Origin of the sequence: Streptomyces coelicoflavus (genome assembly GCF_003112555.1) — a bacterium.
Lineage (GTDB): Bacteria > Actinomycetota > Actinomycetes > Streptomycetales > Streptomycetaceae > Streptomyces > Streptomyces coelicoflavus.
On the sequence record NZ_BEWB01000005.1, the window covers coordinates 153,458 to 179,268 of the forward strand.

At 72.2% G+C, this 25,811-nt stretch carries 28 protein-coding genes; 10 read left to right on the plus strand and 18 right to left on the minus strand.

The features are described from left to right. The 5 genes from Sco07f_RS12525 to Sco07f_RS12545 form a co-directional block, all read right to left on the minus strand. The gene (locus tag Sco07f_RS12525) at positions 1 to 171 is read right to left on the minus strand and encodes a hypothetical protein (protein ID WP_007388177.1); all 171 of its coding nucleotides are present in this window, start codon (positions 169 to 171) and stop codon (positions 1 to 3) included. A 43-nt stretch (positions 172 to 214) separates the two neighbouring features. Further along, on the minus strand, positions 215 to 1,165 hold the full coding sequence (locus Sco07f_RS12530; RefSeq protein ID WP_108987881.1) for a cytochrome c oxidase assembly protein: 951 nt from the start codon (positions 1,163 to 1,165) through the stop codon (positions 215 to 217). Between the two features lie 195 nt (positions 1,166 to 1,360). Beyond that, positions 1,361 to 2,386 (minus strand): 6-phosphofructokinase, encoded by a 1,026-nt coding sequence (locus tag Sco07f_RS12535; RefSeq protein ID WP_108987882.1) that lies wholly within the window; start codon positions 2,384 to 2,386, stop codon positions 1,361 to 1,363. A gap of 192 nt (positions 2,387 to 2,578) precedes the next feature. Further along, a complete protein-coding gene (locus tag Sco07f_RS12540; RefSeq protein ID WP_007388174.1) occupies positions 2,579 to 3,307 on the minus strand; it encodes a type 1 glutamine amidotransferase in 729 nt (242 codons plus the stop codon). 23 nt (positions 3,308 to 3,330) lie between these two features. After that, entirely contained in the window at positions 3,331 to 4,569 is a 1,239-nt protein-coding gene (locus tag Sco07f_RS12545; protein WP_054102745.1) for a Mur ligase family protein, read from the minus strand. Positions 4,570 to 4,748: 179 nt separating this feature from the next. Between Sco07f_RS12545 and def the strand changes: the two genes are divergently transcribed. Then, on the plus strand, positions 4,749 to 5,288 hold the full coding sequence (gene def / locus Sco07f_RS12550) for a peptide deformylase (RefSeq protein ID WP_007388150.1): 540 nt from the start codon (positions 4,749 to 4,751) through the stop codon (positions 5,286 to 5,288). 37 nt (positions 5,289 to 5,325) lie between these two features. Here the strand turns inward: def and Sco07f_RS12555 are convergent, their stop codons facing one another. Further along, entirely contained in the window at positions 5,326 to 5,982 is a 657-nt protein-coding gene (locus tag Sco07f_RS12555) for a TetR/AcrR family transcriptional regulator (protein WP_007388172.1), read from the minus strand. Positions 5,983 to 6,152: 170 nt separating this feature from the next. Between Sco07f_RS12555 and Sco07f_RS12560 the strand changes: the two genes are divergently transcribed. Continuing rightward, positions 6,153 to 7,379, plus strand: a complete 1,227-nt coding sequence (locus Sco07f_RS12560; protein ID WP_003977622.1) for an acyl-CoA dehydrogenase family protein — start codon at positions 6,153 to 6,155, stop codon at positions 7,377 to 7,379. Here the strand turns inward: Sco07f_RS12560 and Sco07f_RS12565 are convergent. The 8 genes from Sco07f_RS12565 to Sco07f_RS12600 form a co-directional block, all read right to left on the minus strand. Further along, complete coding sequence (locus Sco07f_RS12565; RefSeq protein WP_007388171.1) at positions 7,376 to 7,909, minus strand: cupin domain-containing protein; 534 nt, start codon at positions 7,907 to 7,909, stop codon at positions 7,376 to 7,378. The two genes, Sco07f_RS12560 and Sco07f_RS12565, sit on opposite strands and share 4 nt — an antisense overlap. Then, a complete protein-coding gene (locus tag Sco07f_RS12570; RefSeq protein ID WP_007388170.1) occupies positions 7,906 to 9,120 on the minus strand; it encodes a cytochrome P450 in 1,215 nt (404 codons plus the stop codon). Before Sco07f_RS12570 ends, Sco07f_RS12565 begins: the two co-directional genes overlap by 4 nt. Continuing rightward, positions 9,117 to 10,301, minus strand: a complete 1,185-nt coding sequence (locus tag Sco07f_RS12575; RefSeq protein ID WP_275576659.1) for a type III polyketide synthase — start codon at positions 10,299 to 10,301, stop codon at positions 9,117 to 9,119. Before Sco07f_RS12575 ends, Sco07f_RS12570 begins: the two co-directional genes overlap by 4 nt. 155 nt (positions 10,302 to 10,456) lie before the next feature. Then, positions 10,457 to 10,693 (minus strand): DUF6213 family protein, encoded by a 237-nt coding sequence (locus Sco07f_RS12580; RefSeq protein WP_007388168.1) that lies wholly within the window; start codon positions 10,691 to 10,693, stop codon positions 10,457 to 10,459. Positions 10,694 to 10,718: 25 nt separating this feature from the next. Continuing rightward, on the minus strand, positions 10,719 to 12,104 hold the full coding sequence (locus Sco07f_RS12585) for an NADP-dependent succinic semialdehyde dehydrogenase (protein ID WP_108987883.1): 1,386 nt from the start codon (positions 12,102 to 12,104) through the stop codon (positions 10,719 to 10,721). 119 nt (positions 12,105 to 12,223) lie between these two features. Further along, positions 12,224 to 12,685 carry an NUDIX hydrolase gene (locus Sco07f_RS12590; RefSeq protein ID WP_007388166.1) on the minus strand — a complete coding sequence of 154 codons (462 nt, stop codon included), beginning with the start codon at positions 12,683 to 12,685 and terminating at the stop codon, positions 12,224 to 12,226. Beyond that, complete coding sequence (locus Sco07f_RS12595; protein ID WP_108987884.1) at positions 12,682 to 14,220, minus strand: ATP-dependent DNA ligase; 1,539 nt, start codon at positions 14,218 to 14,220, stop codon at positions 12,682 to 12,684. The genes Sco07f_RS12590 and Sco07f_RS12595 overlap by 4 nt, the downstream gene beginning before the upstream one ends. A gap of 90 nt (positions 14,221 to 14,310) precedes the next feature. Further along, entirely contained in the window at positions 14,311 to 15,276 is a 966-nt protein-coding gene (locus tag Sco07f_RS12600; protein ID WP_108988095.1) for an NAD(P)/FAD-dependent oxidoreductase, read from the minus strand. A gap of 77 nt (positions 15,277 to 15,353) precedes the next feature. Between Sco07f_RS12600 and Sco07f_RS12605 the strand changes: the two genes are divergently transcribed. The 6 genes from Sco07f_RS12605 to Sco07f_RS12630 all read left to right on the plus strand — a co-directional run bounded on the left by Sco07f_RS12605 (position 15,354) and on the right by Sco07f_RS12630 (position 20,664). Continuing rightward, on the plus strand, positions 15,354 to 15,929 hold the full coding sequence (locus Sco07f_RS12605; protein ID WP_042822050.1) for a helix-turn-helix domain-containing protein: 576 nt from the start codon (positions 15,354 to 15,356) through the stop codon (positions 15,927 to 15,929). 118 nt (positions 15,930 to 16,047) lie between these two features. Beyond that, positions 16,048 to 17,010, plus strand: a complete 963-nt coding sequence (locus Sco07f_RS12610; protein WP_108987885.1) for an NADPH:quinone oxidoreductase family protein — start codon at positions 16,048 to 16,050, stop codon at positions 17,008 to 17,010. A 44-nt stretch (positions 17,011 to 17,054) separates the two neighbouring features. Then, on the plus strand, positions 17,055 to 18,236 hold the full coding sequence (locus Sco07f_RS12615; protein ID WP_007388147.1) for an acyl-CoA dehydrogenase: 1,182 nt from the start codon (positions 17,055 to 17,057) through the stop codon (positions 18,234 to 18,236). Further along, the gene (locus Sco07f_RS12620; protein WP_108987886.1) at positions 18,233 to 19,321 is read left to right on the plus strand and encodes an acyl-CoA dehydrogenase family protein; all 1,089 of its coding nucleotides are present in this window, start codon (positions 18,233 to 18,235) and stop codon (positions 19,319 to 19,321) included. Before Sco07f_RS12615 ends, Sco07f_RS12620 begins: the two co-directional genes overlap by 4 nt. Before the next feature lie 168 nt (positions 19,322 to 19,489). Then, positions 19,490 to 20,353, plus strand: a complete 864-nt coding sequence (locus Sco07f_RS12625) for a phosphatidylinositol-specific phospholipase C/glycerophosphodiester phosphodiesterase family protein (RefSeq protein WP_007388145.1) — start codon at positions 19,490 to 19,492, stop codon at positions 20,351 to 20,353. A 116-nt stretch (positions 20,354 to 20,469) separates the two neighbouring features. After that, positions 20,470 to 20,664, plus strand: coding sequence for a hypothetical protein (locus tag Sco07f_RS12630; protein WP_007388144.1), 195 nt, complete (start codon positions 20,470 to 20,472; stop codon positions 20,662 to 20,664). 292 nt (positions 20,665 to 20,956) lie between these two features. Here Sco07f_RS12630 and Sco07f_RS12635 read toward each other — a convergent pair whose 3' ends face one another. Both Sco07f_RS12635 and Sco07f_RS12640 read right to left on the minus strand, forming a co-directional pair. Further along, complete coding sequence (locus tag Sco07f_RS12635) at positions 20,957 to 21,373, minus strand: hypothetical protein (protein ID WP_108987887.1); 417 nt, start codon at positions 21,371 to 21,373, stop codon at positions 20,957 to 20,959. A gap of 110 nt (positions 21,374 to 21,483) precedes the next feature. Then, a complete protein-coding gene (locus tag Sco07f_RS12640) occupies positions 21,484 to 21,852 on the minus strand; it encodes a DUF779 domain-containing protein (protein ID WP_108987888.1) in 369 nt (122 codons plus the stop codon). Positions 21,853 to 21,963: 111 nt separating this feature from the next. Here Sco07f_RS12640 and Sco07f_RS12645 point away from each other — a divergent pair, with 111 nt between their 5' ends. Together Sco07f_RS12645 and Sco07f_RS12650 are read left to right on the plus strand one after the other, a co-directional pair. Continuing rightward, on the plus strand, positions 21,964 to 22,437 hold the full coding sequence (locus tag Sco07f_RS12645) for a MarR family winged helix-turn-helix transcriptional regulator (RefSeq protein ID WP_007388143.1): 474 nt from the start codon (positions 21,964 to 21,966) through the stop codon (positions 22,435 to 22,437). Between the two features lie 111 nt (positions 22,438 to 22,548). After that, positions 22,549 to 24,150, plus strand: coding sequence for an MFS transporter (locus Sco07f_RS12650; protein WP_087792124.1), 1,602 nt, complete (start codon positions 22,549 to 22,551; stop codon positions 24,148 to 24,150). Here Sco07f_RS12650 and Sco07f_RS12655 read toward each other — a convergent pair. After that, complete coding sequence (locus Sco07f_RS12655) at positions 24,113 to 24,529, minus strand: luciferase domain-containing protein (RefSeq protein WP_108987889.1); 417 nt, start codon at positions 24,527 to 24,529, stop codon at positions 24,113 to 24,115. The two genes, Sco07f_RS12650 and Sco07f_RS12655, sit on opposite strands and share 38 nt — an antisense overlap. 123 nt (positions 24,530 to 24,652) lie before the next feature. Beyond that, on the minus strand, positions 24,653 to 25,744 hold the full coding sequence (locus tag Sco07f_RS12660; RefSeq protein WP_087792125.1) for a lytic polysaccharide monooxygenase: 1,092 nt from the start codon (positions 25,742 to 25,744) through the stop codon (positions 24,653 to 24,655). Positions 25,745 to 25,811: the final 67 nt, after the last annotated feature.

The following is a 25,811-nucleotide window of genomic DNA, read 5'->3' on the forward strand; positions in this document are numbered from 1 at the left end:
TCAGGCGCTGCGGGTGGCCACCAGCCCCAGGGTGATCAGACCGAGCACGACCCAGCCGAACCACAACCAGCCGTTGCTCCCGAGCGCCACCGTGTAGGCCGTCACCGCGACCAGGCCTCCGATGGTGAACGCCCCCATCGTCTTCGTCGAACTGTCCGTGGAACCGGGCATCGCAACACCCTCCTCGTGTCCGTTGCCCTCCATGGTGCCCCGTTCAGCCGCCGCGTGTGTTCAGTGAGGCCAGATAGGCGTTGTACGCCGCCAGCTCCTTGTCGCCGTCGCGGTCGGCGGCCCGGTCGCTGCGCCGGGCCTGGCGCTCCTCCGAGGCGTACCACTGGAACAACAGCGCGAGCAGCACGAGGACGGACGGGACCTCGCTGAACGCCCAGGCGATGCCGCCGGCCGCGTTCTGGTCGGAGAGGGCGTCGATGCCGAGTGAGGCGGGCGGGTTCTTGAACGTCTCGACCATCGGCGAGGAGGCCATCATCAGCGCGATGCCGAAGAACGCGTGGAACGGCATGCCCGCGAACAGCTCCAGCATCCGCATCAGGTAGCCCGGCCGGTGCGGGCCCGGGTCCACGCCCATGATCGGCCAGAAGAACACCACGCCGACGGCGAGGAAGTGCACCATCATCCCGATGTGCCCGGCCTGGGAGCTCATCAGCGTGTCGAAGAGGGGAGTGAAGTACAGCGCGTACAGGCTCGCGATGAACAGCGGGATGGTGAACGCCGGGTGCGTGATGATCCGCATGTAGCGGCTGTGCAGCAGCATCAGCAGCAGCTCACGGGGGCCCTTGCGGCCACGGCCCGCCGGGGGCAGCGCACGCAGCGCCAGCGTGATCGGGGCGCCGAGCAGGAGCAGGATCGGCGACACCATGCTGATCACCATGTGCTGCACCATGTGCACGCTGAACATGACCATGCCGTAGTCGTTCAGCTTGGTGCACATCATCAGGGCCACGCTCAGCACACCGGACACGAAGGCCACAGTCCGGCCGACCGGCCACTTGTCGCCGCGCCGCACCAGGCGGACGACGCCCCAGCCGTACAGCGCCAGTCCCAGGAGACAGGCGACGAGGAAGAAGGGGTCCGCCGACCAGGCGAGCCCCCGCCCCAGCGTGAACGGCGGCAGATCCATCGTCATGCCGTGCCCGCCGTGATCCATCCGCCCGCTCCTGTTTCATGGGGGTTGAGCGCGGTTGAACACCGCTTGTCCGAAGCCAGACTAGAACCGCCCCCGGCCGCGCTTGCGACTGGGGGCGGTGAAACGCGCCCTTCAGGGGCGCGGGGAACTGCGCGACAAGCCACCTACGGCCCGCGGTCCGCGAATCACCTCAGGGCCCGAGCTCCGACCGGCAGGTCAGAGAACACACTCCGCTTCCGCGTACCGCGCGTCCGGCACCGTCTTCAACGCCTCCACCGCGTCGGCGAGCGACACCATCTCGATGTCCGTCCCGCGCAGCGCCGTCATCTTCCCGAACTCCCCGCGGTGCACCGCCTCCACCGCGTGCCACCCGAACCGCGTCGCCAGCACCCGGTCGTACGCCGTGGGCGTCCCACCGCGCTGGACGTGCCCGAGTATCACCGGCCGGGCCTCCTTGCCGAGCCGTTCCTCCAGTTCGATGGAGAGCTGGCGGGCGATCCCGGCGAAGCGCTCGTGGCCGTAGACGTCCTTGCCGCCCTCGTCGAAGTCCATGGTGCCCGCCCTGGGCTTGGCACCCTCCGCCGCCACCACGATCGCGAACCGCTTGCCCGCGGAGAAACGCGCGCCGACCTTCGCGGTCAGCTCGTCGATGTCGAAGGGCCGCTCCGGTACGACGACGGCGTGTGCGCCGGCCGCCATGCCGGAGTGCAGCGCGATCCAGCCGGTGTGCCGGCCCATGACCTCGACGATCAGCACCCGCTGGTGGGACTCGGCGGTGGTCTTCAGCCGGTCCAGGGCCTCGGTGGCGACGGTCACCGCGGTGTCGAAACCGAAGGTGACGTCGGTGACCGCTATGTCGTTGTCGATGGTCTTCGGCACGCCCACGATCGGCAGGCCGTTGTCCGACAGCAGCCGGGCCGCCTTCAGGGTGCCCTCGCCGCCGATCGGGATGATCGCGTCGAGGCCGAGTTCCTCGACGTGGCCGCGGGCCCGCTCGACGCCGTCCCGCAGGTGCTCGGGACGGACCCGGGAGGAGCCGAGGATGGTGCCGCCGCGGGCCAGGATGCCGCCGACCGCGTCGAGGTCGAGCTTGAGGTAGTCGCACTCCAGGAGGCCCTTCCAGCCGTCCCGGAAACCGATGACCTCGTCGCCGTGGTCGACGACGGCACGGTGCACGACGGACCGGATGACGGCGTTCAGGCCGGGGCAGTCGCCGCCGGACGTGAGGACACCAATGCGCATAGCCCGAAAAACCTTCTCAACGTGGCACGGGTCCGGACCGCGCTGTCCGGCTCGATCCCCGCCACCCTAGCGGTACCGGGGGGCGGGACCGAACCACGCGTCCGCCTACTGGACGCAGCCGCTCACCTGTGCGGATGTGCCATCAGACGGGCCGGGACCGTAGGCGTCACGCAGGCTGCTGCGCAACTGTGACTACGCAGGCTGCTGCGCAGCCGCGATGCGCTCGTTGCGGAGCGCCTCGTACCAGCGGTCGTCGGTCGGCGGCAGTGCGTTCACGTCGAGGGCCAGCTTGAGCAGCAGGTCCGCGATCAGCGGGTTGCGGGCCAGGACCGGGCCGTGCATGTACGTACCGAAGACCGTGTCGTTGTACGCGCCCTCCGTGCCGTCCCCCGTGCCGTTGCCGTTGCCGAAGCGGACCTGGGCGAGCGGACGGGCGCTGGGCCCGACGTGGGTGACGCCCTGGTGGTTCTCGAAGCCGGTCAGCGGGGGCAGGCCGAGGCGGGGGTCGATGTCGCCGAGCACGTCGCCGACGCACCGGGCGCCCTCGCCGCGGGTGGAGACCACGTCGAGCAGCCCGAGGCCGGGCTCGCGCTGGCCGAGGTCGTTGATGAACTCGTGGCCCAGGATCTGGTAGCCGGCGCAGACGGAGAACACGATCGCGCCGTTCTCCACCGCCCGGTTGAGTCCGCCGTCCCGCCGCAGCCGCTCGGCCGCGAGCCGCTGCGGCCGGTCCTCGCCGCCGCCGATCAGGTAGATGTCGCCGGAGGTCGGGATCGGCTGGTCGCTGCGCACGTCCAGCCGGGCCACGTCGAGGCCGCGCTGGCGGGCCCGGCGCTCCACGACGAGGGCGTTGCCCTGGTCGCCGTAGGTGCTGAGCAGGTCCGGGTAGATCCAGACGATCCGCAGTTGGTTGTCGCTCACGAAAATCCCCTGAAGTCTCGCGGTCAGTTGCCGACGCGGCGGCGCAGGTCCTGGAAGGCGGTGTAGTTCGCGATGACCTCGATGCGGCCGGGCGGGCAGAGCTGCACCGCCTGGTCGAGGTCCTCGCACACCTGGAACTGCTGGTTCGCGACCTCCAGGCGCACCGCGAGGTCCAGCTTGCGGTCGCCGACCACGCAGATCGGGTGGCCGGACAGCCGCGTGTAGTCCACGTCCCACAGCCAGGAGGTGTCGGTGCCGTCGGCGCCGCGCGCGTTCACCGAGAGGATCACCGGGGCCGGCGGCGGGTCGATCAGGGAGAAGGTCTCCAGCCAGCCCGCCGGGTTCTTGGCGAGCAGCAGGCGCAGGTCGCGGCCCTGGAACTGGACGACGTCGTAGCGCCCGGCGACCGCCTGCACCTGGTACATGCGCTCCAGCGCGACCTGCGGCGGCACCCCGAAGACGGCGGCGACGGCGGCCGAGGAGGCGGCGTTGGCCTTGTTGGCGCGGCCCGGCAGCTGGAGGTGGATGGGCCAGGCGGAACCGTGCGGGTCGAGGACGTGGTCGCCGGACAGGGCCCAGCTCGGCGTGGGGCGGCGGAAGCCGCACTCGCCGCAGAACCAGTCGTCGCCGGGGCGCTGCATCACGCCGCCGCAGGACGGGCAGGACCAGGCGTCGTCCTTCCACATCTGCCCGGCGGCGACCCAGATCACGTTGGGGGAGGAGGAGGCCGCCCACACCACCAGCGGGTCGTCGGCGTTGGCGACGACCACGGCCTTGGAGCCGGCCAGGCCCTCGCGCCAGTTCTCGGCGAGCATGCGGGTCTCGGCGGCGCGGTCCAGCTGGTCGCGGGAGAGGTTGAGCAGCGCGATGCACTTCGGGTCGGTGGCCTGGGCGACGCCGACGAGGTACTTCTCGTCGACCTCGATCACCCCGTAGCGGGCCTCCGCGCCACCGGCGAGCGCCGAGGTGATGCCGGCCGGCATGTTGGCGCCGAGCGCGTTGGAGACGACCGGGCCGGCCGCCTTGAGCGCCTCGGCGATGAGCCGGGTGGTGGTGGTCTTGCCGTTGGTCGCCGAGACGAGCGTCACGTCCAGGTGCCCGGCGAGCCGGTGCAGGAGGTCGGGGTCGAGTTTCAGCGCGACCCGGCCGCCGATCACCGAACCGCTGCCGCGCCCCGCGGCGCGCGACGCCGCCGCGACCGCCTTGCCCGCGGTCACGGCGATCTTGGCCCGCGGCGTGAGCGGGTCCGAGTTGCCTGCCATCAGTTCTCGATCCTCCTTGCCGTACGCGCCGCGCCTGAAGCCTGTGAAGCCTGACGGCCACGTGGTGTGGACCTCAGCCTATCGAGATCCATTCGCACTCCCGAATCGCGGCACCGGCCACCGGGTTCCGGCGGTGGGCGCGTGCCGCCGGGGGACACAGGGACCTTACTCTGACCGCCATGCGACAAGGCTCCATCCCGGGCGCCCACGGGCGCGTCCGTCCCCTCGCCCTCCTCGGCGACCCCGTCCTGCACGCCCCCTGCGCGGAGGTGACGGACTTCGGTCCGGAACTCGCGGCGCTCGTGGAGGACTTGTTCGCGACCATGTACGCCGCCCACGGCGTGGGCCTGGCCGCGAACCAGATCGGCGAGGCGCTGCGCGTCTTCGTGTACGACTGCCCGGACGACGAGGAGGAGCGGCACCTCGGGCACGTGGTGAACCCCCGGCTGGTGGAGACCGGCGGGGTGGTGGTGCGCGGTCCCGAGGGCTGTCTGTCGCTGCCGGGCCTGGAGGCGGGGACCGAGCGGCACGACGAGGCGGTGGTGACGGGCTTCACGGTGACCGGAGAGCCGGTCACCGTGCGCGGGACCGGGTTCTTCGCGCGGTGCCTCCAGCACGAGTGCGACCATCTGGAGGGGCGGGTCTACGCCGATCGCCTGACCGGGCGGCGCCACCGGAAGCTGATGCGGCAGGTGGCGCGGGCGTCCTGGCGCCGCTGAGTGCCCGCACCGACGACGGACCGGGGGAGACCGGAGGTCAGAACCCGGGGCCGCCCGCCTTGTCCCCCGCCTCGGCGAGGCGGCCCCACAGCAGGTCGGCCAGGCTGCGGACCAACTCCTCCCGGGGGCAGGGCCGTTCGCCCAGCCACCAGTCCCCGGCGGCGTGCATCATGCCGACGATCCCGTGCCCCCACACCCGGGCCAGCTGCTGGGTGCCCGGTCCGACGTCGAGGCGCTCCTCGATGACCTGGGCCAGCTCCTCGCCCATGCGCCGCAGCAGTGGCGCCGAGTGCCTGCCGACGTCGAAGCCCTGCTCGGACTGGTCGCCCGGTGCGGTGCCGCCGTCCGCCGGATGCATCAGGAAGCGGTACACCTGCGGGCGGGCCTCGATGGCCGCCAGATAGGTGTCCAGGGTGGCCTCGACGCGCTGCCGCCGCTCCGCCGGGGCGTCCAGGGCGGCCCGCAGCGAGGCGAGGAGGGCGTCCGTGTGCCGGACGGCGAGGGCGGCGTAGAGTCCGCCCTTGTCGCCGAAGTGGCGGTACAGGATCGGCTTGGTGATGCCGGCCTCCGCGGCGATGGCGTTCATCGAGGCGTGCGGACCGTCGCGCAGCACCACCCGGTCGGCGGCCTCGAGCAGCTCGCGCCGTCTGCGGTCGGCGGACGTCTGCGGATCGGCCCGCTGTGTGGTGTTCATGTGCTCTCCCCACCCGTGCTGTTTCGGTGACGCCTGCGCAAACTAACACTCACGGGACCAGGGCCATCGAACGGGAGGGCGAGGGGGTTCCGGGAGTTGACTTTTCCTACCCGTCGGTAACAGACTCGGGGTTACCGCAAGTAACATGCACGGGCGTCACTGGAGGGGACATGGCCGAGTTCACCATGGAGCTGAGCGACGAACAGAAGGAGGTCCGGGACTGGCTGCACGGCTTCGCCGCCGACGTCATCCGCCCCGCGGCCGCCGAATGGGACGAGCGCGAGGAGACCCCCTGGCCGGTCATCCAGGAGGCCGCCAAGGTCGGCATCTACTCCCTGGACTTCTACGCCCAGCAGTACTTCGACTCCACCGGCCTCGGCATCCCCATGGCGATGGAGGAGCTGTTCTGGGGCGACGCGGGCATCGCCCTGTCGATCGTCGGCACCGGCCTCGCCGCCGTCGGCGTCCTCGCCAACGGCACCGAGGAGCAGATCGGCACCTGGATCCCCCAGATGTACGGCGACGCCAACGACGTCAAGGTCGCCGCCTTCTGCTCCTCCGAGCCCGACGCCGGTTCCGACGTGGCCTCCATGCGCACGCGTGCCGTGTACGACGAGGCCAAGGACGAGTGGGTGCTCAACGGCACCAAGACCTGGGCGACCAACGGCGGCATCGCCAACGTCCACGTCGTCGTCGCGGTCGTCGACCCGGACCTCGGCTCCAAGGGCCACGCCTCCTTCATCGTCCCGCCGGCCACGCCGGGGCTGTCCCAGGGCCAGAAGTTCAAGAAGCACGGCATCCGCGCCTCGCACACCGCCGAGGTCGTCCTCGACAACGTGCGGGTGCCCGGCTCCTGCCTGCTGGGCGGCAAGGAGAAGCTGGACGCCCGACTGGCCCGCGCCCGGGAGAAGGCCAAGAAGGGCGGCGAGCGCGTGAAGAACGCCGCGATGGCCACCTTCGAGGCGTCCCGCCCGGCCGTCGGCGCGATGGCGGTGGGCACGGCCCGGGCGGCGTACGAGGTGGCGCTGGAGTACGCGCAGACCCGTGAGCAGTTCGGACGCCCCATCATCGACAACCAGGGCGTCGCCTTCCAGCTCGCCGACATGCGCACCTCCATCGACGCCGCGCGGCTGCTGGTGTGGCGGGCGTCCTGGATGGCGATCAACGGCAAGCCGTTCACGGCGGCCGAGGGCTCGATGTCCAAGCTGTTCGCGAGCGAGACCGCGAAGAAGGTGACCGCCCAGGCGGTCCAGATCCTGGGCGGCAACGGCTACACGCGGGAGTACCCGGTGGAGCGGATGCACCGGGACTCCGCGATCTACACGATCTTCGAGGGCACGAGTGAGATCCAGCGGCTGGTGATCGCGCGGACGCTGGCGGGCATGCCGATCCGCTAACCGTGTCGCAGCGGCGTGAGCTGCTCGATGTCGTACTTCGCCCGCAGGGCCTCGATCGCCTCGTGGTCCGGTGGGCCCCCGTCGCCCAGGATCTCCAGGAGTTCCTCGAAGTAGCGTTCGTGGTCCGGGGGCGGGCTGGCCTGGAAGAACATCTTGGCCGGCTCGCCCGTCGGGTTGGCGAAGGCGTGCGGGCAGCCCGGGGGTACGACGATGACCGTGCCCGGGGTGGCGCGCACCACCCGGTTGCCCGAGGGCGACTCCCACGTGCGCCAGTTGTCGGGGGTGCGGATCCTCGGCTCGAAGGCGAGCACGTCCAGCTCGCCCTCGAGCACGTAGAACAGCTCCTCGCTGCGGCTGTGCACGTGCGCGCCGACGTCGAACCCCGGCGGCACGATCACCTCGAAGGTGGACGCCATCCGCGAGTGCGAACCGGTCACCTTGAAGGTCACGTGCTGGGCCGGCGCCTGCACCACCCGGCCCTGCCCCGGCGGCACCAGCAGGCCCTCGGCCGCCGCCACCAGGCCGCTCACCAGGTCACCGGCAGGGCCTCGGGCCCGCGGATCAGCGCGCCCTTCTTGAAGGGGACGTCCTCGGGCGCCACCGAGAGCTTCAGACCCGGCACCCGGTCCAGGACCGCGTCGACCAGCAGCTCCGACTCCAGCCGGGCCAGCATGCCGCCCGGGCAGTAGTGCGGGCCGAAGCCGAAGGACACGTGCGGGTTGGGGGAGCGGTCGAAGTCGACCGTGTCCGGGTCGGGGAAGACCTCCGGGTCGCGGTTGGCGGCCAGGTAGGACACGTAGACCGCGTCGCCCGCCCGGATCCGCACGCCCTTGACGTCCACGTCCTCCAGGGCGATCCGGGAGAGCCCGACGGCGTTGCGGTGGGGGATCCAGCGCAGCAGTTCGTCGATGGCCCGGGGACGGATCTCCGGTTCGGAACGCAGGCGTTCGGCGAGTTCGGGGCGGCTCAGCAGCAGGTGGAACATCTGCCCGCTGTTGTTGGTGACCGCCTCGCCGCCGATCTGGAGCAGGACCGCGAGCCCGACCGCCTCGGCCAGGGTGATCTCTTCCCGGCCCACGGCGGCACCGAGCAGCGAGGTGACGTCCTCGCCGGTGCTGTCCGACCGGAGCCCGATGAGATCCGAGAAGTAGGTGTTCATGTCGTTCTTGGCCCGCTCGCTGACCTCGGCGCCGTGCGAGGAGGACAGGATGAGCTGGGTCCAGGTGTGCATGGCGTGCCGGTCGGTGGCCGGCACACCCATCAGCTCGCAGATCACCGCGATGGGGAAGGGGCTCAGCACCGCCTCGGTGAGGTCGGCGGGCGGACCGGCCTTCAGCATGGCGTCGACCAGTTCGTCGAGCATGCCGCGGGACCGCTCGCGCACCCGCTCCACGCCCCGCGCGGTGAAGGCGGCGGCCACCGAGCGGCGCAGCCGGGTGTGGTCCGGCGGGTCGAGGAAGCCGACCGCGCCGCGGGCCGGGATGAAGTGCGGGGCCAGCCGGGTGACCTGCCGGTCCATGACGGCCTCGCGGCCGAACCGCGGATCGTTGGTGACCAGGCGCACGTCGTCGTGGCGGGTCACCAGCCAGGCCCAGCCCTCGCCGTTGGGCAGCGAGATCCGGGTGACGGGACCCTCCCGCATCAACTCGGTGAGCACCGGGTCGAAGTCGCTGCCGGGCAGGTCGACGGCCGGCCAGTCCCGTACGGGCGGCACGGTCCGGGACATCGTCTCTTCGCTCATGTCTGCCTCACACTCCGCGTCACGCCCGGGGACACACCCCGCGTCAGGTCCTGCCGCACGCTCCGCCGCAGGTCCGCGGTCTGCCAGCAGCCCACGGACATCTCCGCGGTGATGCCGGGACCGAAACCGGCCAGCAGCCCGCGTGCCCCCTCCTCGACCCCGCCCTCGTCGAAGAGCCTGCGCAGCGCGTCCAGGACGACGGCGCTGGCGATGTTGCCGTACTCGGTGAGCGTGGACCGGCTGAACCGGAACGCGTGCGGGTCGACCTGGAGGAACTTGCTGAGGTCGTCGAGGATCCGGGGGCCGCCCGCGTGCACGATGTAGAAGTCCAGGTCGGCGGCGTCCCAACCGTGCTCGCCCGCCAGCTGCTTGAGCGCCGGCGCGAGCGGTTCCATGGTGGCCGGCACCCGCTTGTCCAGCAGGAAGTGGAAACCGGTCGCCTTCACGTCGTACATGATCCACTCTTCGGTCTTGGGGATCAGGTACGAGCCGTTGCGCTCCAGGCGCACTCCGGTGCCGCCCCGGCCGCGGACCACCGCGGCGGCAATGCCGTCGCCGAAGAGGCCGTTGCAGAGCAGGGAGCCCACCCCGAGGTCGGTGGGCTGGTAGCACAGCGAGCAGAACTCGCAGGCCACGATGAGCGCGTTGGCGTCGGGGTACGCGGTGCAGAAGTCGTGGGCCCGGTTGATCGCCGCACCGCCGGCCGCACAGCCCAGCTGGGCGATGGGTATCTGCCGCGTGGTGGCGTCGAAGCCCATCTCGTTGATCAGCCACGCCGTGAGCGAGGGCATCATGAAGCCCGTGCACGAGACGTAGATGATCACGTCGATGTCGGTGGTGAGCAGCTCCGCGTCGTCGAGGGCACGCTGGACCACGGCAGGTACGCGGGACTTCGCCTCCCGCTCGTAGACCTTGTTGCGGTCCTCGAAGCCCGGGTGCTTCAGCGTCTCCTCGATGGGCTGCACGATGTGCCGGGTGCGGACCCCGGTGTTCTCTATCAGCCGGAGCGCGAGCGGCAGTTGAGGATGGTCGGTGTGACGCCGGCGCGCCAGCTCCAGCGTCTCCTCCATCGTGATCACGTGCTCCGGGACGGACACCGAGGGTCTGCACAAAGTCGCCATGAACCGTGCCTGCTTTCGCCTCGCGGAAGGCTTGCGCCCCCCGGCCGGAAAGTGCTGCACCTTTTCAGGGGTGCCCGTCCACGATCACCCACCCGGGCGGCGATCTCTCGCGGGGCTACTCCGTCTCGGGGAAGGGCCGTCTCGGGGAAGGCGCGTGCCGGGCAGGCGCCGTCCGGGGCAGGCGTCGTACCGCCAGGCGTCGTACCGGGCAGGCGTCAGGAGGAGCGGCCGCTGCTGTGGGCGATGCACGCCACGTCGATCCGGTCGGCCAGCTTGGCCAGCTCGATGGTGAGGGCCGCGACGGTGTCCTCGTCCAGACTCTCCTCGCCGGTCTCCACCAGCCGCAGCCACCGCCCGCCGACCGTGCGCAGCAGCTTGCTCACGTCGGACGCGGCGACCTGGAGCGTGCCGCGGTCGTCGACGATCAGAGGCAGGGTCACTTCGCGGTTCACAAAGGGGATCGTAGTCGCGGAGGGCTCACGCTCCGTGCCATACGGTGGTGATGTTGCAGAACTCGCGGATTCCGTGCCCGGACAGCTCACGCCCGTAGCCCGACCGCTTGACTCCGCCGAACGGGAACGCCGGGTGGGACGCCGTCATCCCGTTGACGTACACCCCGCCCGCCTCCAGGTCCCGGACGAACCGGTCCACGTCGGCGTCGTCGCGCGTCCACACGTTGGAACTGAGCCCGAAGTCCGTGTCGTTGGCGATCAGCACCGCCTCGTCCAGGTCGGCCGCCCGGTAGAGCGTGGCGACCGGCCCGAAGGCCTCCTCGCGGTGGATCCGCAGGTCGCGGGTGACGTCCGCCAGGACGGTCGGCGGGTAGTACCAGCCGGGCCCGTCGGGCCGTTCGCCGCCGCACAGCACCGTCGCGCCGCCGCGCACCGCGTCGTCGACCAGCTCCACCACGTCGTTCAGTCCCTGCTCGCTGGAGAGCGGGCCGACCTCGGTCTCCTCGTCCATCGGGTCGCCGACCCTCAGCGCCCGCATGCCCTCGGTGAAGCGCTCGGCGAAGGCGTCGTACACGTCCGTGTGCACGATGAACCGCTTGGCGGCGATGCACGACTGCCCGGCGTTCTGCGTGCGCGCGGTCACCGCCACCTCGGCGGCGCGGTCCACGTCGGCGGACGGCATGACGACGAACGGGTCGCTGCCCCCCAGCTCGAGCACCGTCTTCTTGATCATCTGTCCGGCGGTGGAGGCCACCGCGCGGCCCGCGGGCTCGCTGCCGGTGAGGGTGGCGGCCCGCACCCGCTCGTCGCGCAGGACGTCGTCGACCTGGGCGGAACCGATGAGCAGGGTCTGGAAACAGCCCTCGGGGAAGCCCGCCCGGTGGAACAGGTCCTCCAGGTAGAGGGCGGTCTGCGGCACGTTCGAGGCGTGCTTGAGCAGCCCGACGTTGCCCGCCATCAGAGCGGGCGCGGCGAAGCGGACGACCTGCCAGAGCGGGAAGTTCCACGGCATCACCGCGAGCACCGGGCCCAGCGGCCGGTAGCGGACCAGCGCCCGGGAGGCGCCGGAGTCCTTCACGTCGGCGTCGTCCGGCTCCTCGTCGGCCAGCAGCTCCGCCGCGTGGTCGGCGTACCAGCGCATCGCCTTGGCGCACTTGGCCGCCTCCGCGCGGGCCTGCTTGACCGGCTTGCCCATCTCCGTGGTGATGACCTTGCCGATCTCCTTCTGGTCGGCCTCCAGGAGATCGGCGGCCCGGCGCATCAGCCCGGCCCGCTCGTAGAAGCCCGTGGTCCGGTAGGTGCGGAAGGTGGCCTCCGCGAGCTCGATCCGGCGCTCGATCTCCTCCTCGCCCATGGCCTCGTACGTCCTGAGCGTCTCGCCGTTCGCCGGGTTCACCGTCGCGATGGGCATGGCCGACCTCCCTGAGTGCATGCGTGCTTCGACCTTGGCGCGCGGCGCGGGGCACCGCAACGCGGACGGGCCGCGTCGTTCGTCGTGGTTCCTGGCGGGTGGTTCCTGGTGGTGTCTCGTCAGTGCGAGTGCTCAGCCAGCCGGTCGAGAAACGCGGCCTGCGCCTTCACGATCACCTCGCGGGCCCGGTCCAGCGCGAACCACGCCACCCGGTCCAGTTCGGGGAACTCCTCGGTCCGTCCCGACCTCGGCGGCCACTCCATCGTGAAGGTGCCTGGAACCACGGCCGCCGGATCGAGGTCGGCCTCGACCGCCCAGACCGTGACGAGCTTCCCGCCCGCCTGCCGCACCTCCCCGAGCGGCACCGCCTCGCCCTCGGGCGGCGGCAGCCCCAGCTCCTCCTCGAACTCGCGCCGGGCCGCCTCCCACGCCGGTTCCTCGGGGTCGTACTCGCCCTTGGGGACGGTCCACGCCCCGGCGTCCCGACGGGTGTAGAAGGGGCCGCCCATGTGGCCGAGGAGCACCTGGAGCTCCCCGCCGGGACCGCGCCGGTGCAGCAGCAGGCCCGCGCTGCGCCTCACGGGGCCACCCCGGGGTGCGCGGCGAGCAGGGTCTCCACGGTGTCCGCGTCCTCGGGGCGCTTGTCCTCGCGGTAGCGGACCACCCGGGCGAAGCGGAGGGTGACGCCGGCCGGGTAGCGGGTGGAGCGCTGGAGACCGTCGTAGGCGATCTCGACGACGAGTTCGGGGCGTACGGTCACGCCCCAGCCGTGCTCCTCGACGGCCAGTTCCCGCAGGCGCTCGGTCTGCCAGGCCAGCAGGGCGTCGGTCATGCCCTTGAAGGTCTTGCCGAGCATCGCGAAGGAGCCGTCGGCGGTGCGGGCGCCCAGGTGGAGGTTGGAGAGCCTGCCGGTGCGGCGGCCGTGGCCCCACTCGGCGGCCAGCACCACCAGGTCGAGGGTGTGGACGGGCTTGACCTTCAGCCAGGACGCGCCGCGCCGGCCCGCGCTGTAGGCGGCGTCCAGCCCCTTGACGACGACGCCCTCGTGCCCGCGCGCCAGCGTCTCGGCGAGGAACTCCTCCGCGGCCCCGGTCTCGTCGGGCCCGCGCACCAGCGTGCGCCGTACCCGCAGGGGCTCGGGGACCAGCCGGGCCAGCTCCGCGTGCCGCTCGGTCAGCGGCAGGTCGAGCAGGTCGCGGCCGTCGACGGACAGCGCGTCGAAGAAGACCGCGGAGACCGGGACCGCCCGTGCCGCTGTGGCCACGTCGGTGCGGGAGCCGACCCGGCCGGCGGTCTCCTGGAAGGAGCGGGGACGCCCGTCCGCGTCGAGGGAGATCGCCTCGCCGTCCAGGATGAACCGCTCACCGGGCAGCGCCAGGGCCGCCCCGGTGACCTCGGGGAGCCGGCCGGTGATCTCGTCCAGGGTGCGGGTGTACACCCGTACGGTGCCGCCGTCCCGGTGCACCTGGACGCGGATGCCGTCCAGCTTCTCCTCGACGGCGGCGGCGCCCAGCTTGCCGACCGCCTCGCCCACCGAGGACGCGCTGTGCGCCAGCATCGGCAGCACGGGCCGGCCGACGGTGAGCCGGAAGCGGTCCAGGGCGCCGGGGCCGTCGGCCAGGAGAGCCTCGGCCACCGCCTGGAGCGACCCCGCGAGCATCACCGCGCGCCGCACGTCCGCCGGGGGCGCCTCCGTCGCCGCGGCCAGGCCCTCGACGGCGGCCGCGTCCAGGGCACCCTGGCGTACCTCACCCGTCAGCAGGCCGATCAGGAACCGCTGCTCGTCCTCCGTGGCGGCGCCCATCAGCTCGCCGACCAGCCGGGCCCGCTCGGCCTGCGACCCGGCGCCGGACACCGCGCCGAGCCGGGTGAGCCGGGCGTCGACGTCCCGTACGGTCAGGGTCGGTCCGGCGGCGGGCGCGACCCGCCGGCTCAGTACCTTCCAGCCGACGCCGATCCGGCCCTGCGGGAGCCGCCCCGCCAGGTACGGGATGACGACCGGCACGTCCGCCGCCTCCGCCTCGCGGAACAGCTCCGCGAGCAGGACGGTCTTGCGGGACCGCGCCGACGTGGCGGCGACCTCCCGGGACACCTGGGCCAACCGGGCAAGCAGCATGCAGTCATGGTGCACCGCGGAGGGCGGGCGCACACCCCGCGGCTGCCGCGCGGTCCCGCGTACGCCCTCCCCGGACGCCCGGGAGCGGACTCACTCCGCGACGGCCGCGTCCAGGTCCGACATGATCAGGTCGCCGACGATCGCCGACGCCGCGCGGTAGCCGCCGCTGGCCGCGTGGACGACCTGCTCGGCGAAGCCCATCGCGTTGCCGGCGGTCCACACGCCCGGCACGGTCGTCCGGCCGGTCGGGTCCACCACGGGGTAGGCGCCGAACGGCGTCTCCTGAAGCTCGGCCCCCAGCCGCTCCATCAGGCCGGTCTGCGGAACCGCCTTCGGGGCGACGAACAGCACCGTGCGGTCGTGCGCCGTGCCGTCCGCCAGCCGGACCCCGGTGAGCCGGTCGTTCTCGATCCGCAGACCCGCGACCTCCCCGGGCACCACCTTGACCCCGGCCGCGGCGAGCCGCCGCAGGTCGTCGTCGGACAGCTCACGCTCGGCGACCGTGTGCAGGAAGAGCGTCACGTCGTCCGACCAGCCGGACACCATCAGGGCCTGGTGCACGCTGAGCGGGCTGGTGGCCAGCACGCCGAAGTGCTCGTCCCGCACCTCCCAGCCGTGGCAGAACGGGCAGTGCAGCACGTCCCGGCCGTACCGCTCGGCGACCCCGGGTACGGCCGGCAGCTCGTCCCTGAGCCCGGTGGTGACGATCAGCCGGCGGGCGTGCACGGTGTCCCCGCCGGCCAGCTCCACCGCGAAGTCCTCGCCCCGGGAGACGTCCACGGCACGGTCGCGGACCAGCTCCACGCCGTAGCGCGCGATCTCCTCCCGGCCGAGGGCCAGGAACTCGGCGGGGGACATGCCGTCCCGGGTCAGGTACCCCTGCATGTGGGCCGAGGGCGCGTTGCGTGGCTCGCCGGCGTCGACGACCAGGGTGCGCAGCCGTGAGCGGCCCAGGACGAGCGCGGCGGAGAGTCCGGCCGCGCCGCCGCCGACGACCACCACGTCGTACGTCCCGGACGTGTCCTTCAGGTCCTTCGGGTTCGTGTTCTGGGTCATGGTGACCACCTCCACGTAGAAGGTCGCTCAGACGGTACGGGATTGACAAACAAGTTTGCCGGAACTGCAATAAACACATGACGACCGCAGATGATGTCCTCGCCGGTGTCGGACCCAGGCTCCGTCAGCTCCGCAAGGAGCGGGAGGTGACCCTGACGGCGTTGTCCGAGACCACCGGTATCTCGGTGAGTACCCTGTCGCGGCTGGAATCGGGCCTGCGCAAACCGAGCCTCGAGCTGCTGCTGCCGATCGCCCAGGCCCACCAGGTGCCGCTGGACGAGTTGGTCGGCGCCCCGCCGGTCGGCGACCCCCGGGTGCGTGCCGAACCGATCGTGCGCCACGGCCGCACACACTGGCCGCTGACCCGTCAGGCGGGCGGCCTCCAGGCGTTCAAGGTGCTGGAGCCCCAGCGCAAGGAGGAGCCTGACCCGCGCACCCACGAGGGGTACGAGTGGCTCTACGTGCTCTCCGGGCGGCTGCGGCTCGTGCTCGGCGAGCACGACGTGGTGCTGTCGGCGGGGGAGGCCGCGGAGTTCGACACCCGGGTGCCGCACTGGTTCGGGTCGACGGGGGAGGGGCCGGCCGAGTTCCTCAGCCTCTTCGGCCCGCAGGGGGAGCGCATGCACGTACGGGCCCGGCCCTCCCGGTCCTGACGGCCGCGACGCACGGCGATCGTGACGCGCGACCGGGCGGAAGCTGTTCCCCTCACGGCAAGCGACCGCTTAGTATGCGAAGGACCCGGTCGGACGACGCAGTCGGTGGAGGCCCCGCATGCAGGCATGGCAGGTGCACGAGAACGGCGAGCCGGGCGAGGTGATGCGCCTCGGGGACGTGGCGCCCCCGACGCCCGGCGAGGGCCAGGTCCTGCTGAAGGTCCGCGCCGCCAACGTCAACTTCCCGGACGCCCTGCTGTGCCGGGGCCAGTACCAGGTCAGGCCGCCGCTGCCGTTCACGCCGGGCGTGGAGATCTGCGGCGAGACCGAGGACGGCCGCCGCGTCCTCGCCAACCCCGCGCTGCCGCACGGCGGCTTCGCCGAGTACGCCCTCGCCGACGCCCGCGCCCTGCTGCCCGCGCCGGACTCCCTGGACGACGCCGAGGCGGCCGCCCTGCACATCGGCTACCAGACCGGCTGGTTCGGCCTGCACCGCCGGGCCCGCCTCGAGGCCGGCGAGACCCTGCTCGTCCACGCCGCCGCGGGCGGCGTCGGAAGCGCCGCCGTACAGCTGGGCAAGGCGGCCGGCGCCACCGTCATCGGCGTCGTCGGCGGACCGGAGAAGGCGGCCGTCGCCCGCGAGCTGGGCTGCGACCTGGTCGTCGACCGGCACGGCGAGGACGTCGTCGCCGCCGTCAAGGAGGCCACCGGAGGCCGGGGCGCCGACGTGATCTACGACCCGGTCGGCGGCCAGGCGTACGCCCAGTCCGCCAAGGTGGTCGCCTTCGAGGGCCGGATCGTCGTCGTCGGCTTCGCGAGCGGCACCATCCCGAGCCCGGCACTCAACCACGCGCTGGTGAAGAACTACGCGATCCTCGGCCTGCACTGGGGCCTGTACAACACCAAGGACCCGGGGCTGGTCCGGCACTGCCACGAGCAGCTCACCGAGCTGGCCGCACACGGCGCGATCAAGCCGCTGGTGAGCGAGCGGGTGCCGCTCGCCGGAGCGGCGGACGCCGTGCAGCGCGTCGCCGACGGCAGGACGACCGGCCGGGTGGCCGTCGTACCGGAGAAGGCATGAACGGACAAGACAGGACCGGAGAAGCTGGAGAAGGGAACCGTCGCATGACCGACGCAGCGGAACTGCGCCGCCGTACCCGGGAGTTGCTGGCCGCTCACCCGCCGGCGGCCACCGGACGCCCGGACTTCCTGCGCGCCCGCTTCGACGCCGGACTCGCCTGGGTGCACTACCCGGAGGGCCTCGGCGGACTCGGTGCCCCGCGCTCCCTCCAGGCCGTCGTGGACGCCGAGTTGGCGGCCGCGGGCGCCCCCGACAACGACCCCCGGCGCATCGGCATCGGCCTCGGCATGGCCGCCCCGACCATCCTCCAGTACGGCACCGAGGAGCAGAAGCGCCGGCTGCTGCGCCCGCTGTGGACCGGCGAGGAGGTCTGGTGCCAGCTCTTCAGCGAGCCGGGCGCCGGATCCGACCTGGCCGCGCTCGGCACGCGGGCCGTCCGGGACGGCGAGGACTGGATCGTCAACGGACAGAAGGTGTGGACCTCGAGCGCCCACCTCGCCCGCTGGGCCATCCTCATCGCCCGCACCGATCCGGACGTGCCCAAGCACCGGGGCATCACCTACTTCGTGTGCGACATGACCGACCCCGGCGTCGAGGTGCGGCCGCTGCGCCAGATCACCGGCGAGGCCGAGTTCAACGAGGTCTTCCTCACCGACGTCCGCATCCCCGACTCCCGCCGCCTCGGCGAGGTCGGCGACGGCTGGCGGGTCGCGCAGACCACGCTCAACAACGAGCGCGTCGCCATCGGCGGCACTCCGATCCCCCGCGAGGGCGGCATGATCGGCAAGATCGCCGCGACCTGGCGGGAGCGCCCCGAACTGCGCACCCACGACCTGCACCAGCGGCTGCTCGGCCTGTGGGTCGAGGCCGAGGTCGCCCGCCTCACCGGTGTACGCCTGCGCCAGCAACTGGTGGCGGGCCAGCCCGGACCCGAGGGCGCCGGCATGAAGCTGAACTTCGCCCGCCTCAACCAGGAGATCAGCGGCCTGGAGGTGGAACTCCTCGGCGAGGAGGGCCTGCTCTACGACGACTGGACCATGCGCCGCCCCGAGCTGGTCGACTTCACCGGCCGCGACGCCGGATACCGCTACCTGCGCTCCAAGGGCAACAGCATCGAGGGCGGGACCAGCGAGGTCCTGCTCAACATCGTCGCCGAGCGCGTCCTGGGCCTGCCCGCCGAACCGCGCACCGACAAGGACGTCGCATGGAAGGACCTCGCCCGATGAGCGCACAGCCGGAACCCGCTCTCCTCTACTCGGAGGAGGAAGAGGCGCTGCGCGCCGCCGTCCGGGACCTGCTCACCGACCACTGCGACCCGGCGGGCGTCATCACCCGCACCGAGTCGGCCGCCCTCCACGACCTGCCGCTGTGGAAGTCCCTCGCCGACTCGATGGGCCTGGCGGGCCTGCTGATCCCCGAGGAACTGGGCGGGCAGGGCGCCACCCACCGCGAAGCCGCCGTGATCCTGGAGGAGTTGGGGCGTGCGGTCGCGCCGGTGCCGTACCTGACGAGCGCGGTCGTCGCCACCGAGGCGCTGCTGGCCTGCGGGGCCGAGGACCTGCTCTCCGAACTGGCGGCGGCCACGACCGTCGCCGCGCTGGCCGTGGGGCTGCACGTCGCGCCGGGTGGCGCCGCTGCGGAGGCGCGCCTGGAGAACGGCGTCCTGCACGGCGAGTTGACGGGCATCGCGGACGCGTCGGCCGCCGACGTGCTGCTGGTGCCCGCCGACGACGGGGGCCTGTACGCGGTCCGCTCCGCCGACGCGACGGTGACTCCACAGGTCTCCCTCGACTCCACCCGGCCGGTGGCGCGGGTGTCCCTCGACGGCGTGCCGGGGCGCCGGCTCGGCGACACCGGCCCCGCCGTGCGCCGGGCGCTGCGGGCCGGTGCCGGGCTGCTCGCCTCCGAGCAACTGGGGCTCGCCGACTGGCTGCTGGCCGAGACGGTCCGCTACCTCAAGGAACGCAGGCAGTTCAACCGCCAGGTCGGCGGCTTCCAGGCGCTCAAGCACCGGCTGGCCCGGCTGTGGCTGGAGGTGGCGGGCCTGCGCGCCGCCGCCCGCAGCGCCGCCGACGCCCTGGCGACCGGCGAGGACACCGACGTGGCCGTCGCGGCGGCCCAGGCGTACGCGGCGCAGGTCGCCGTCCACGCCGCCGAGGAGGCGCTGCAACTGCACGGCGGCATCGGCATGACGTGGGAGCACCCGGTCCACCTGTATCTCAAGCGGGCCAAGGCCGACGCGATCGCCTACGGAGCCGCGGGCACCCACCGCGCCGTCCTGGCCGAACTGGTCGACCTGCGCGCGCCCTGACGCCCTGACGCACCGACGTCCTGTCCGCGAACCGTGCCGGCCGAGTGGGTCACCGGAGGTGAACGACCGGCGGCGGTCCGGCCAACTCCCCGCACGGCTCTGCTCCCCGAGGCCACCGGGGCCCCATACTCACTGGGGTCCCGTACGGCACTTCCAGGGAGGCAGAGCATGGCCCTCACCACCCGACGCAGAGCCCTCACCACCCTCGGCGCCGCCCTCGCGGGCGCGGTCGCCCTGCCCGCCGGTACCGCGTCGGCGTCCGAAGGCAGGCACGGGCCGCGCCCGTTGTGGCGCGCGCACGCCCACAACGACTACGAGCACCCCCGCCCCCTCCTCGACGCCCTCGACCACCGCTTCGGCAGCGTCGAGGCCGACATCTACCTGGTCGGCGGCCGACTCCTCGTGGCCCACGACCCAGAGGACCTCGACCCGTCCCGCACCCTGGAGTCGCTCTACCTCGACCCGCTCGCCGCCCGCGTCCGCGCGCACCACGGCCGGGTCTACCGGCGGGACCGCGGCTCCCTGCAACTGCTGATCGACATCAAGACCGAGGGTGAGGCGACGTACCTCGAACTCGACCGCCGACTGCGCCGCTACAAGCACCTGTTCACCTCCTACGCCCACGGACGCGTGTTCCCGGGCGCCGTCACCGCGGTGGTCTCCGGCGACCGGGCCGCCCGCGCGCCCATGGAGGCCCAGCGCACCCGCCGCGCCTTCTACGACGGCCGGCTCGCCGACCTCGGCACCGCCGCACCGGCCTCCTTCGTCCCCCTGATCAGCGACAACTGGACGCACAACTTCACCTGGCAGGGCGTGGGCACCTTCCCGGCCGCCGAGCGGCGCAGGCTGCGGGAGATCGTGGACGCGGCCCATGCCCGGGGGCAGCGGGTGCGCTTCTGGGCCACGCCCGACGTGGCCGGGCCCGCGCGGGACGCCCTGTGGGCCGAACTGGTCGCCGCCGGAGTCGACCATCTCAACACCGACGACCTCGCCGGTCTCGAGGCCTTCCTCGACGCCCACCGGGAGCGGTAGGGGCGGCGCCGGAACACCACTCGTTCGGAGGACAGGTCAGCCGCCCGGACGAACCCTCCGCTACGCCACACTTGCGGCCGAACGCCGCGAAGTGGACGTGGCGGAGGAGGTTGACGATGGCCGTTTCCATCTCTGTGGTGCTCTTGCTGTTCATCCTCGCGGTGCTCTTCCTGCGCAACGGCGGGCTGAAGATCTCGCACGCACTGGTGTGCCTGCTGCTCGGCTTCTACCTGGCGAGCACGAGCATCGCCCCGACCATCAGCAGCGGGCTGACCGCGACGGCGGAGATCGTGAGCAGCCTCAGACCGTAGAACGTCTGGGAGGTGCCCGAGGGCTGGGCAGTTTCGTCTGGATCGGCCGGTCGCTGGTCCGGGTGTGCCGTTGACTGACGCGCAGTGGGCGCGCATCGGGCCGTTGCTCCCGGACCGGAGGCCGGAACGGGCCCTCGTCCTCACCGCCGGACGGGCCGGCGACGCACCCGCCTTCACCGACGTCATGGTCCGCTTGCGTGTTCCCGACGCCGAGGCGGCAGACCACCGGCCTTCGATCGTGACGCCTGCAAGCAGCGCAACTCCGTCGAGCGTCCCCGTGATCCCATGGGGGCTACGATCTGGCGATTTCTTGCCGGAGTTGCCGGGTGAAGCGATGCAGGAGGTCCAACGTCTCTCGGAACTCGGCCCGGCGGTCGTCCCTGCCGTCGGTGGGCCGGGTGCTCCAGACCCTACGCGCGAGAGCATCGGCGAGATCGACGGTGTCGCCGGCGCAGAGCAGGTAGAGGGCTGAGCGCGCTTGCTGCATTTGGCTGGCCAACTCGTTGGCTCCGGGACCGTCGTCACTCAGCCGTGCTTCCTTCAGGTGGTCCAGCAGCTGAACCACGGCCGTGTTGAAGCCGATCCCGGCTTTGAGCTTCTGCTCGCGGAGCCACATCCGGTCCTGCCGGTGCGCGGTGAACCACGAACCGAACACCGCGCCCATGAGGCCGATAGCGGCCCCGATGGCCACGGACAGGATGTTCTCCACGGTCAGCTCCCCCCGACGTCGGCGCCGCCAGGCTACAGAGGCCGCCGGAGGCACTGCACACTCGACCGCCGCCCTCACACACGAGGGTGCGGTGATCCGAACGAAACGGCCTAGGCGTCCACGACCCGGGAGCGGATGAGGAAGCGCACCCCCTCGGGTGCCTCCAGCGAGAAGCCGCTGCCCCGGCCGGGGACGACGTCCACGGTCAGACGGGTGTGGGACCACACCTCGTACTGGCTGCGCGACATCCAGAACTCCACCGGTTCCTCGACGCCGTCGACCGTCAGCTCGCCGAGCAGGATGTCCGAGGCGCCGGTGCGGAACTCGCCGGCCGGGTAGCACATGGGGGCGCTGCCGTCGCAGCAGCCGCCGGACTGGTGGAACATCAGCGGGCCGTGCGTCTCGCGGAGCCGCCGCAGCAGCGCGGACGCCTCGGCGGTCAGCCCGACGCGCGGGGTCTCCTCGTATGTGTCGCCCATGCCGCGTATGCCATCACGGGGAAGGTTGCGAGTGCGTTGCGTGGTGGCGGTGGCAGCCGCCCGGAACTACCTCTTTTGACATACCTATCAGGTCATACCTATTATTCGCGGGTGACCGACTCCAACGCCCCCCGCCGGGACATCGACCACGTGGCCTCCGGCCTCGCGGCGTGCCTTCCCGCGCTGCACCGGGCGCTGGACCGGCAGGTCACCGCCCGGTTCCCGCACCCCAAGCCCCCCGAGAGCCAGATCGCCCTGCTGCGCTTCGTCGCGCAGCGCGAGGGCGCCACGGTGCGCGAGGCCGCCGAGGCCCTGCTGATGAAGCCGAACAACGTCAGTGCCCTGGTCTCCCAGCTCACCGAGCAGGGCGACCTGGAGCGCAGGCGGGACAGTGCCGACAAGCGGGTCGCCCACCTCCACCTCACGGCCACGGCCCGTGAGCGGCTGTCCGAGGTGCGGGAACTGGAGACCGCGTTCATCCGCCACGCCCTGACCTCCCTCACCGAGGGCCAGCAGGGCGCGCTCGGCTCCGCCCTGGACGCCCTCGACGCGTTGACGCGGCACCTCCACCCCGGCGCTCACTGACACCCGGCCCGCCCTTCGTGGCGCGCCGTTCCCTTTCCCGCAGCGACCCCTTCCCGCACCACCCCGCCCTCGCTGCGGCACCCCCGTAATTCCGGAAGAGAAGGCTCCGCCATGCCGTCCACATCCGTGGATCACTCCGCCGTGCCCGCGGCCGAGACCGCTCCCGCCCCACGGGCGCCCGGCCGTCCGCGGTCCAACCCGTGGCTCACCCTCCTCGCCGTCGCGTTCGGGCTGTTCATGGTCCAGCTCGACGGCTCCGTCGTCGCCATCGCCAACCCCGAGATCGGCCGGGACCTGCACGCGTCCACCGCCCAACTCCAGTGGGTGACCAACGCCTACCTGCTCGCGCTCGCCGCCACCCTCATCCTCGGCGGCAAGCTCGGGGACCGCTTCGGACGCCGCACCTACTACCTCGTCGGCGTCGCCGGCTTCACCCTCGCCTCCGTCGCCATCGGCCTGTCCGGTTCGATCGAGGGCGTGGTCGCCTTCCGCGCCCTCCAAGGCGCCTTCGGCGGACTGCTGATGCCCAACACCCTCGGACTGCTCCGCTCCGTCTTCCCGCCGAAGAAGTTCGCCATGGCCGTGGGCATCTGGGCCATGGTCTCCGCCGTCGCGACCGCCCTCGGACCCATCGTCGGCGGCCTCCTCGTGGAACACGTCGACTGGGAGTCGGTCTTCTACATCAACGCCCCCATCGGTGTCGCCGCCATCGTCTTCGGCGCCCTCGTCCTCCCGCAGGGCCGCGACGCCACCGGCCGGGAACGCTTCGACATACCCGGCCTCGTCCTGCTCGCCCTCGGTCTCCTGGCCGTCGTCTTCGGCGTCGTCAAGGGCGAGACCTGGGGCTGGACCTCCGCCGGCACCCTCGGCGCGGTCGCCGCCGGCCTCGTCCTGCTGCTCGTGTTCGGCCGGCACGAGACCCGTGTGGAGCACCCGCTGCTGCCGATGCGCCTGTTCCGCAGCCGCGCGCTGACCATCGGCGCGATCGTCACCGCGCTCAACTTCTTCGTCATGCTCGGCGTGATCTTCTTCGTCATGCTGTACCTGCAGAACGTGCGCGGCTTCACGCCGGTCGAGGCGGGCGTGCGGACGCTGCCGCTCAGCCTCGCCTCGCTGGTGGCCTCGCCCCTGGGCGCGGCCCTCACCCAGCGCTTCGGCCCCCGGCTGACCATGCCGCTGGGCATGCTGCTCCAGGCGGCCTCCTGCTTCGGCATGCTCACCTGGCAGACCGACTCCTCCTACGCCACGATGTGGCCGCCGTTCGTCGCGCTCGGCCTCGGTGTCGGCATGGTGATGGCCGCGTCCTCCGACGCCATCGTGGGCAACGCGCCCGTCCGGGACGGCGGTGTGGCGGGCGGCCTCCAGGCGACGACCCTCCAGATCGGCGGGGCGCTCGGCACGTCGGTGCTGGTCTCCCTGATCAGCGCCAAGGTCGGGGCGACGCTCACGGGCGAGCTCACCCGTGCGGGCGTGCCCGCCGCCGTGGCCGACGGTCTCCTGGAGGCCAAGGACGCCGTGGCCATGGGCGTGGCGCCCGTCTCCGGCGACATGCCGGCCGGGATGCGGGCCGCCGTGGCGCAGGGGAGCGGGCAGGCGTTCATGAACGGCGTCCACCTGGCCGTGATCGTCACCGGCGCCCTCTGCGTGGTCGGCGCGCTCCTCGCCGCGGCCGGGCTCAGGCCTCCCCGGCCGCGGAGCGCGGAAGCACCGTGACCCGGTGGTAGTTGCAGCCGGCGGGCCCCGAGAGTCCGGAGGGGCCCGCGGCGAGGTCGGCCGGGGGCCGGGACTGGTGGGCCTTGAGCGCGATGCTCGTCAGGCTCAGCAGCAGGTCGACGTCCGCGTCGCAGTCCAGGTGCACGGTCACCCAACGGGAGTTGGGCACCAGCCGGATGGCGGTGGAGCCGCCGAGGTCGTACTGGAAGCGCTGGATGGCCCGGTGGGTGAGGTGGAGGTCCACGTCCCGGTCCGAGTGGAAGTGGACGATCTCGTCGCGGACGGAGCGCAGCGCCCGTCCGGTTCGGCAACTGGCCGGACCCGCGGAGAGGTCGGGCCAGGCGTGCAGCCGCTCAAAGGCGCGCTGGGCCAGAGTCATGGCCCCATCGTCGCCCGATCACCGCTTCGCAACCAGAGGTTGAGTGATTCGTAACCGGCACGTGAGGTCGGCGGGGACCCTGCCGGGGCCCCGCCGACCGCGTGCCGGGAACGTCAGGCGGCGTCAGGTGGTGACGCAGCCGATCGAGTCGACCGGGAAGTCGTTGCCCGTCGACGTGGCGGTGAAGCCGAAGGTTACGCTCCCGTCCGGTGGTACGACGCGGTTGTGGTCCACGTTCCGGACCGTGACCGTGCCGTCGGAGCCGCTGGACAGCGAACCGTTCCACACCCCGCCGAGCGTGGTCCCGCTGCCGGGCTGCCACTGCACCGCCCAGCCGTTCAGCGGCTCGGTGCCGTGGTTCATCACCTCGACCGAGCCCTGGAAGCCGCCGCTCCAGGAGTTCTCCACGGAGTACACGGCCATGCAGGAACCCGTGTGCGTGGGCGGGTCGGTCGGGTCGGTCGGATCCGTCGGGTCCGGGTCCGGGGTGCTGCCGGAACCGCGGATGCCGGTGACCTCTCCGTTGCCGCCGTCGAACACGACGTCAGAGCAGGAGAAGAAGTTCTCCTGGCTGTCCGAACGCACCCACTGCATGAAGATCAGCGCGTCGCCCGAGCGGCCCGAGGGCAGCGCGAGATCCCAGTAGTAGTGGCCGCCGTCGGTCCCCGGCGAGCCCTGCTGCGGCGGGTCGGTCACCGTCTGGATCAGCTCCAGGTCGTCCCAGCCCAGTTCGGACGTGGGCGACCAGCCCGGCTTGGTCAGGTACACCCGGAAGTCGCCGGGGTGGGCCGCCCAGTTGCTGTACTGCACCGGGATCGTCGCACCCGACGTCAGGTGGGTGCGGGGCCAGTCGCCGCGCGGGGCGTTGTAGGCGGAGAAGTCGTACGGGGAACGGTCACCGGCACTGCACAGGGTGCCGTCCGGTACGTAACCGGCGCCGCGGCCGCCCGCGTTGGAGTCGAGCACGGCGAACCAGTTGTACAGTGCCGTCGCCCCGCTCTGGTCGAGCGCGGACTGACAGGCCGGGTTCGTCGGGTCGAGGGCGCCGGTGCCGGTCTTGGCGTCCAGCTGGCACAGATAGGTGCGGGAGCCGGGCATCATCGCCACGCCGTGCGCCTCGGCCCGCCCCTGCCCGAGCAGGAAGGTCATGCCGAGCGCGCTGAGCAAGGTGGCCAGTACCGCCGCCAAGGACAGGAATCTGCTGCGTCGAGCCATAGGGGTCTCCCAACGGTCTCACTGATGATCAGCTCATGACAAGGGCGAGGGTCGTGATGGAACCCCC

Bases quoted from the DNA above. Each gene is read 5' to 3' on its own strand.
- Sco07f_RS12525 (WP_007388177.1), bottom strand. From the start codon at position 171: ATGCCCGGTTCCACGGACAGTTCGACGAAGACGATGGGGGCGTTCACC.
- Sco07f_RS12530 (WP_108987881.1), bottom strand. From the start codon at position 1,165: ATGGATCACGGCGGGCACGGCATGACGATGGATCTGCCGCCGTTCACG.
- Sco07f_RS12535 (WP_108987882.1), bottom strand. From the start codon at position 2,386: ATGCGCATTGGTGTCCTCACGTCCGGCGGCGACTGCCCCGGCCTGAAC.
- Sco07f_RS12545 (WP_054102745.1), bottom strand. From the start codon at position 4,569: ATGGCAGGCAACTCGGACCCGCTCACGCCGCGGGCCAAGATCGCCGTG.
- def (WP_007388150.1), top strand. From the start codon at position 4,749: ATGCGACAAGGCTCCATCCCGGGCGCCCACGGGCGCGTCCGTCCCCTC.
- Sco07f_RS12555 (WP_007388172.1), bottom strand. From the start codon at position 5,982: ATGAACACCACACAGCGGGCCGATCCGCAGACGTCCGCCGACCGCAGA.
- Sco07f_RS12560 (WP_003977622.1), top strand. From the start codon at position 6,153: ATGGCCGAGTTCACCATGGAGCTGAGCGACGAACAGAAGGAGGTCCGG.
- Sco07f_RS12570 (WP_007388170.1), bottom strand. From the start codon at position 9,120: ATGAGCGAAGAGACGATGTCCCGGACCGTGCCGCCCGTACGGGACTGG.
- Sco07f_RS12585 (WP_108987883.1), bottom strand. From the start codon at position 12,104: ATGCCCATCGCGACGGTGAACCCGGCGAACGGCGAGACGCTCAGGACG.
- Sco07f_RS12595 (WP_108987884.1), bottom strand. From the start codon at position 14,220: ATGCTGCTTGCCCGGTTGGCCCAGGTGTCCCGGGAGGTCGCCGCCACG.
- Sco07f_RS12600 (WP_108988095.1), bottom strand. From the start codon at position 15,276: ATGACCCAGAACACGAACCCGAAGGACCTGAAGGACACGTCCGGGACG.
- Sco07f_RS12605 (WP_042822050.1), top strand. From the start codon at position 15,354: ATGACGACCGCAGATGATGTCCTCGCCGGTGTCGGACCCAGGCTCCGT.
- Sco07f_RS12610 (WP_108987885.1), top strand. From the start codon at position 16,048: ATGCAGGCATGGCAGGTGCACGAGAACGGCGAGCCGGGCGAGGTGATG.
- Sco07f_RS12615 (WP_007388147.1), top strand. From the start codon at position 17,055: ATGACCGACGCAGCGGAACTGCGCCGCCGTACCCGGGAGTTGCTGGCC.
- Sco07f_RS12620 (WP_108987886.1), top strand. From the start codon at position 18,233: ATGAGCGCACAGCCGGAACCCGCTCTCCTCTACTCGGAGGAGGAAGAG.
- Sco07f_RS12625 (WP_007388145.1), top strand. From the start codon at position 19,490: ATGGCCCTCACCACCCGACGCAGAGCCCTCACCACCCTCGGCGCCGCC.
- Sco07f_RS12630 (WP_007388144.1), top strand. From the start codon at position 20,470: ATGGCCGTTTCCATCTCTGTGGTGCTCTTGCTGTTCATCCTCGCGGTG.
- Sco07f_RS12640 (WP_108987888.1), bottom strand. From the start codon at position 21,852: ATGGGCGACACATACGAGGAGACCCCGCGCGTCGGGCTGACCGCCGAG.
- Sco07f_RS12650 (WP_087792124.1), top strand. From the start codon at position 22,549: ATGCCGTCCACATCCGTGGATCACTCCGCCGTGCCCGCGGCCGAGACC.
- Sco07f_RS12655 (WP_108987889.1), bottom strand. From the start codon at position 24,529: ATGACTCTGGCCCAGCGCGCCTTTGAGCGGCTGCACGCCTGGCCCGAC.
- Sco07f_RS12660 (WP_087792125.1), bottom strand. From the start codon at position 25,744: ATGGCTCGACGCAGCAGATTCCTGTCCTTGGCGGCGGTACTGGCCACC.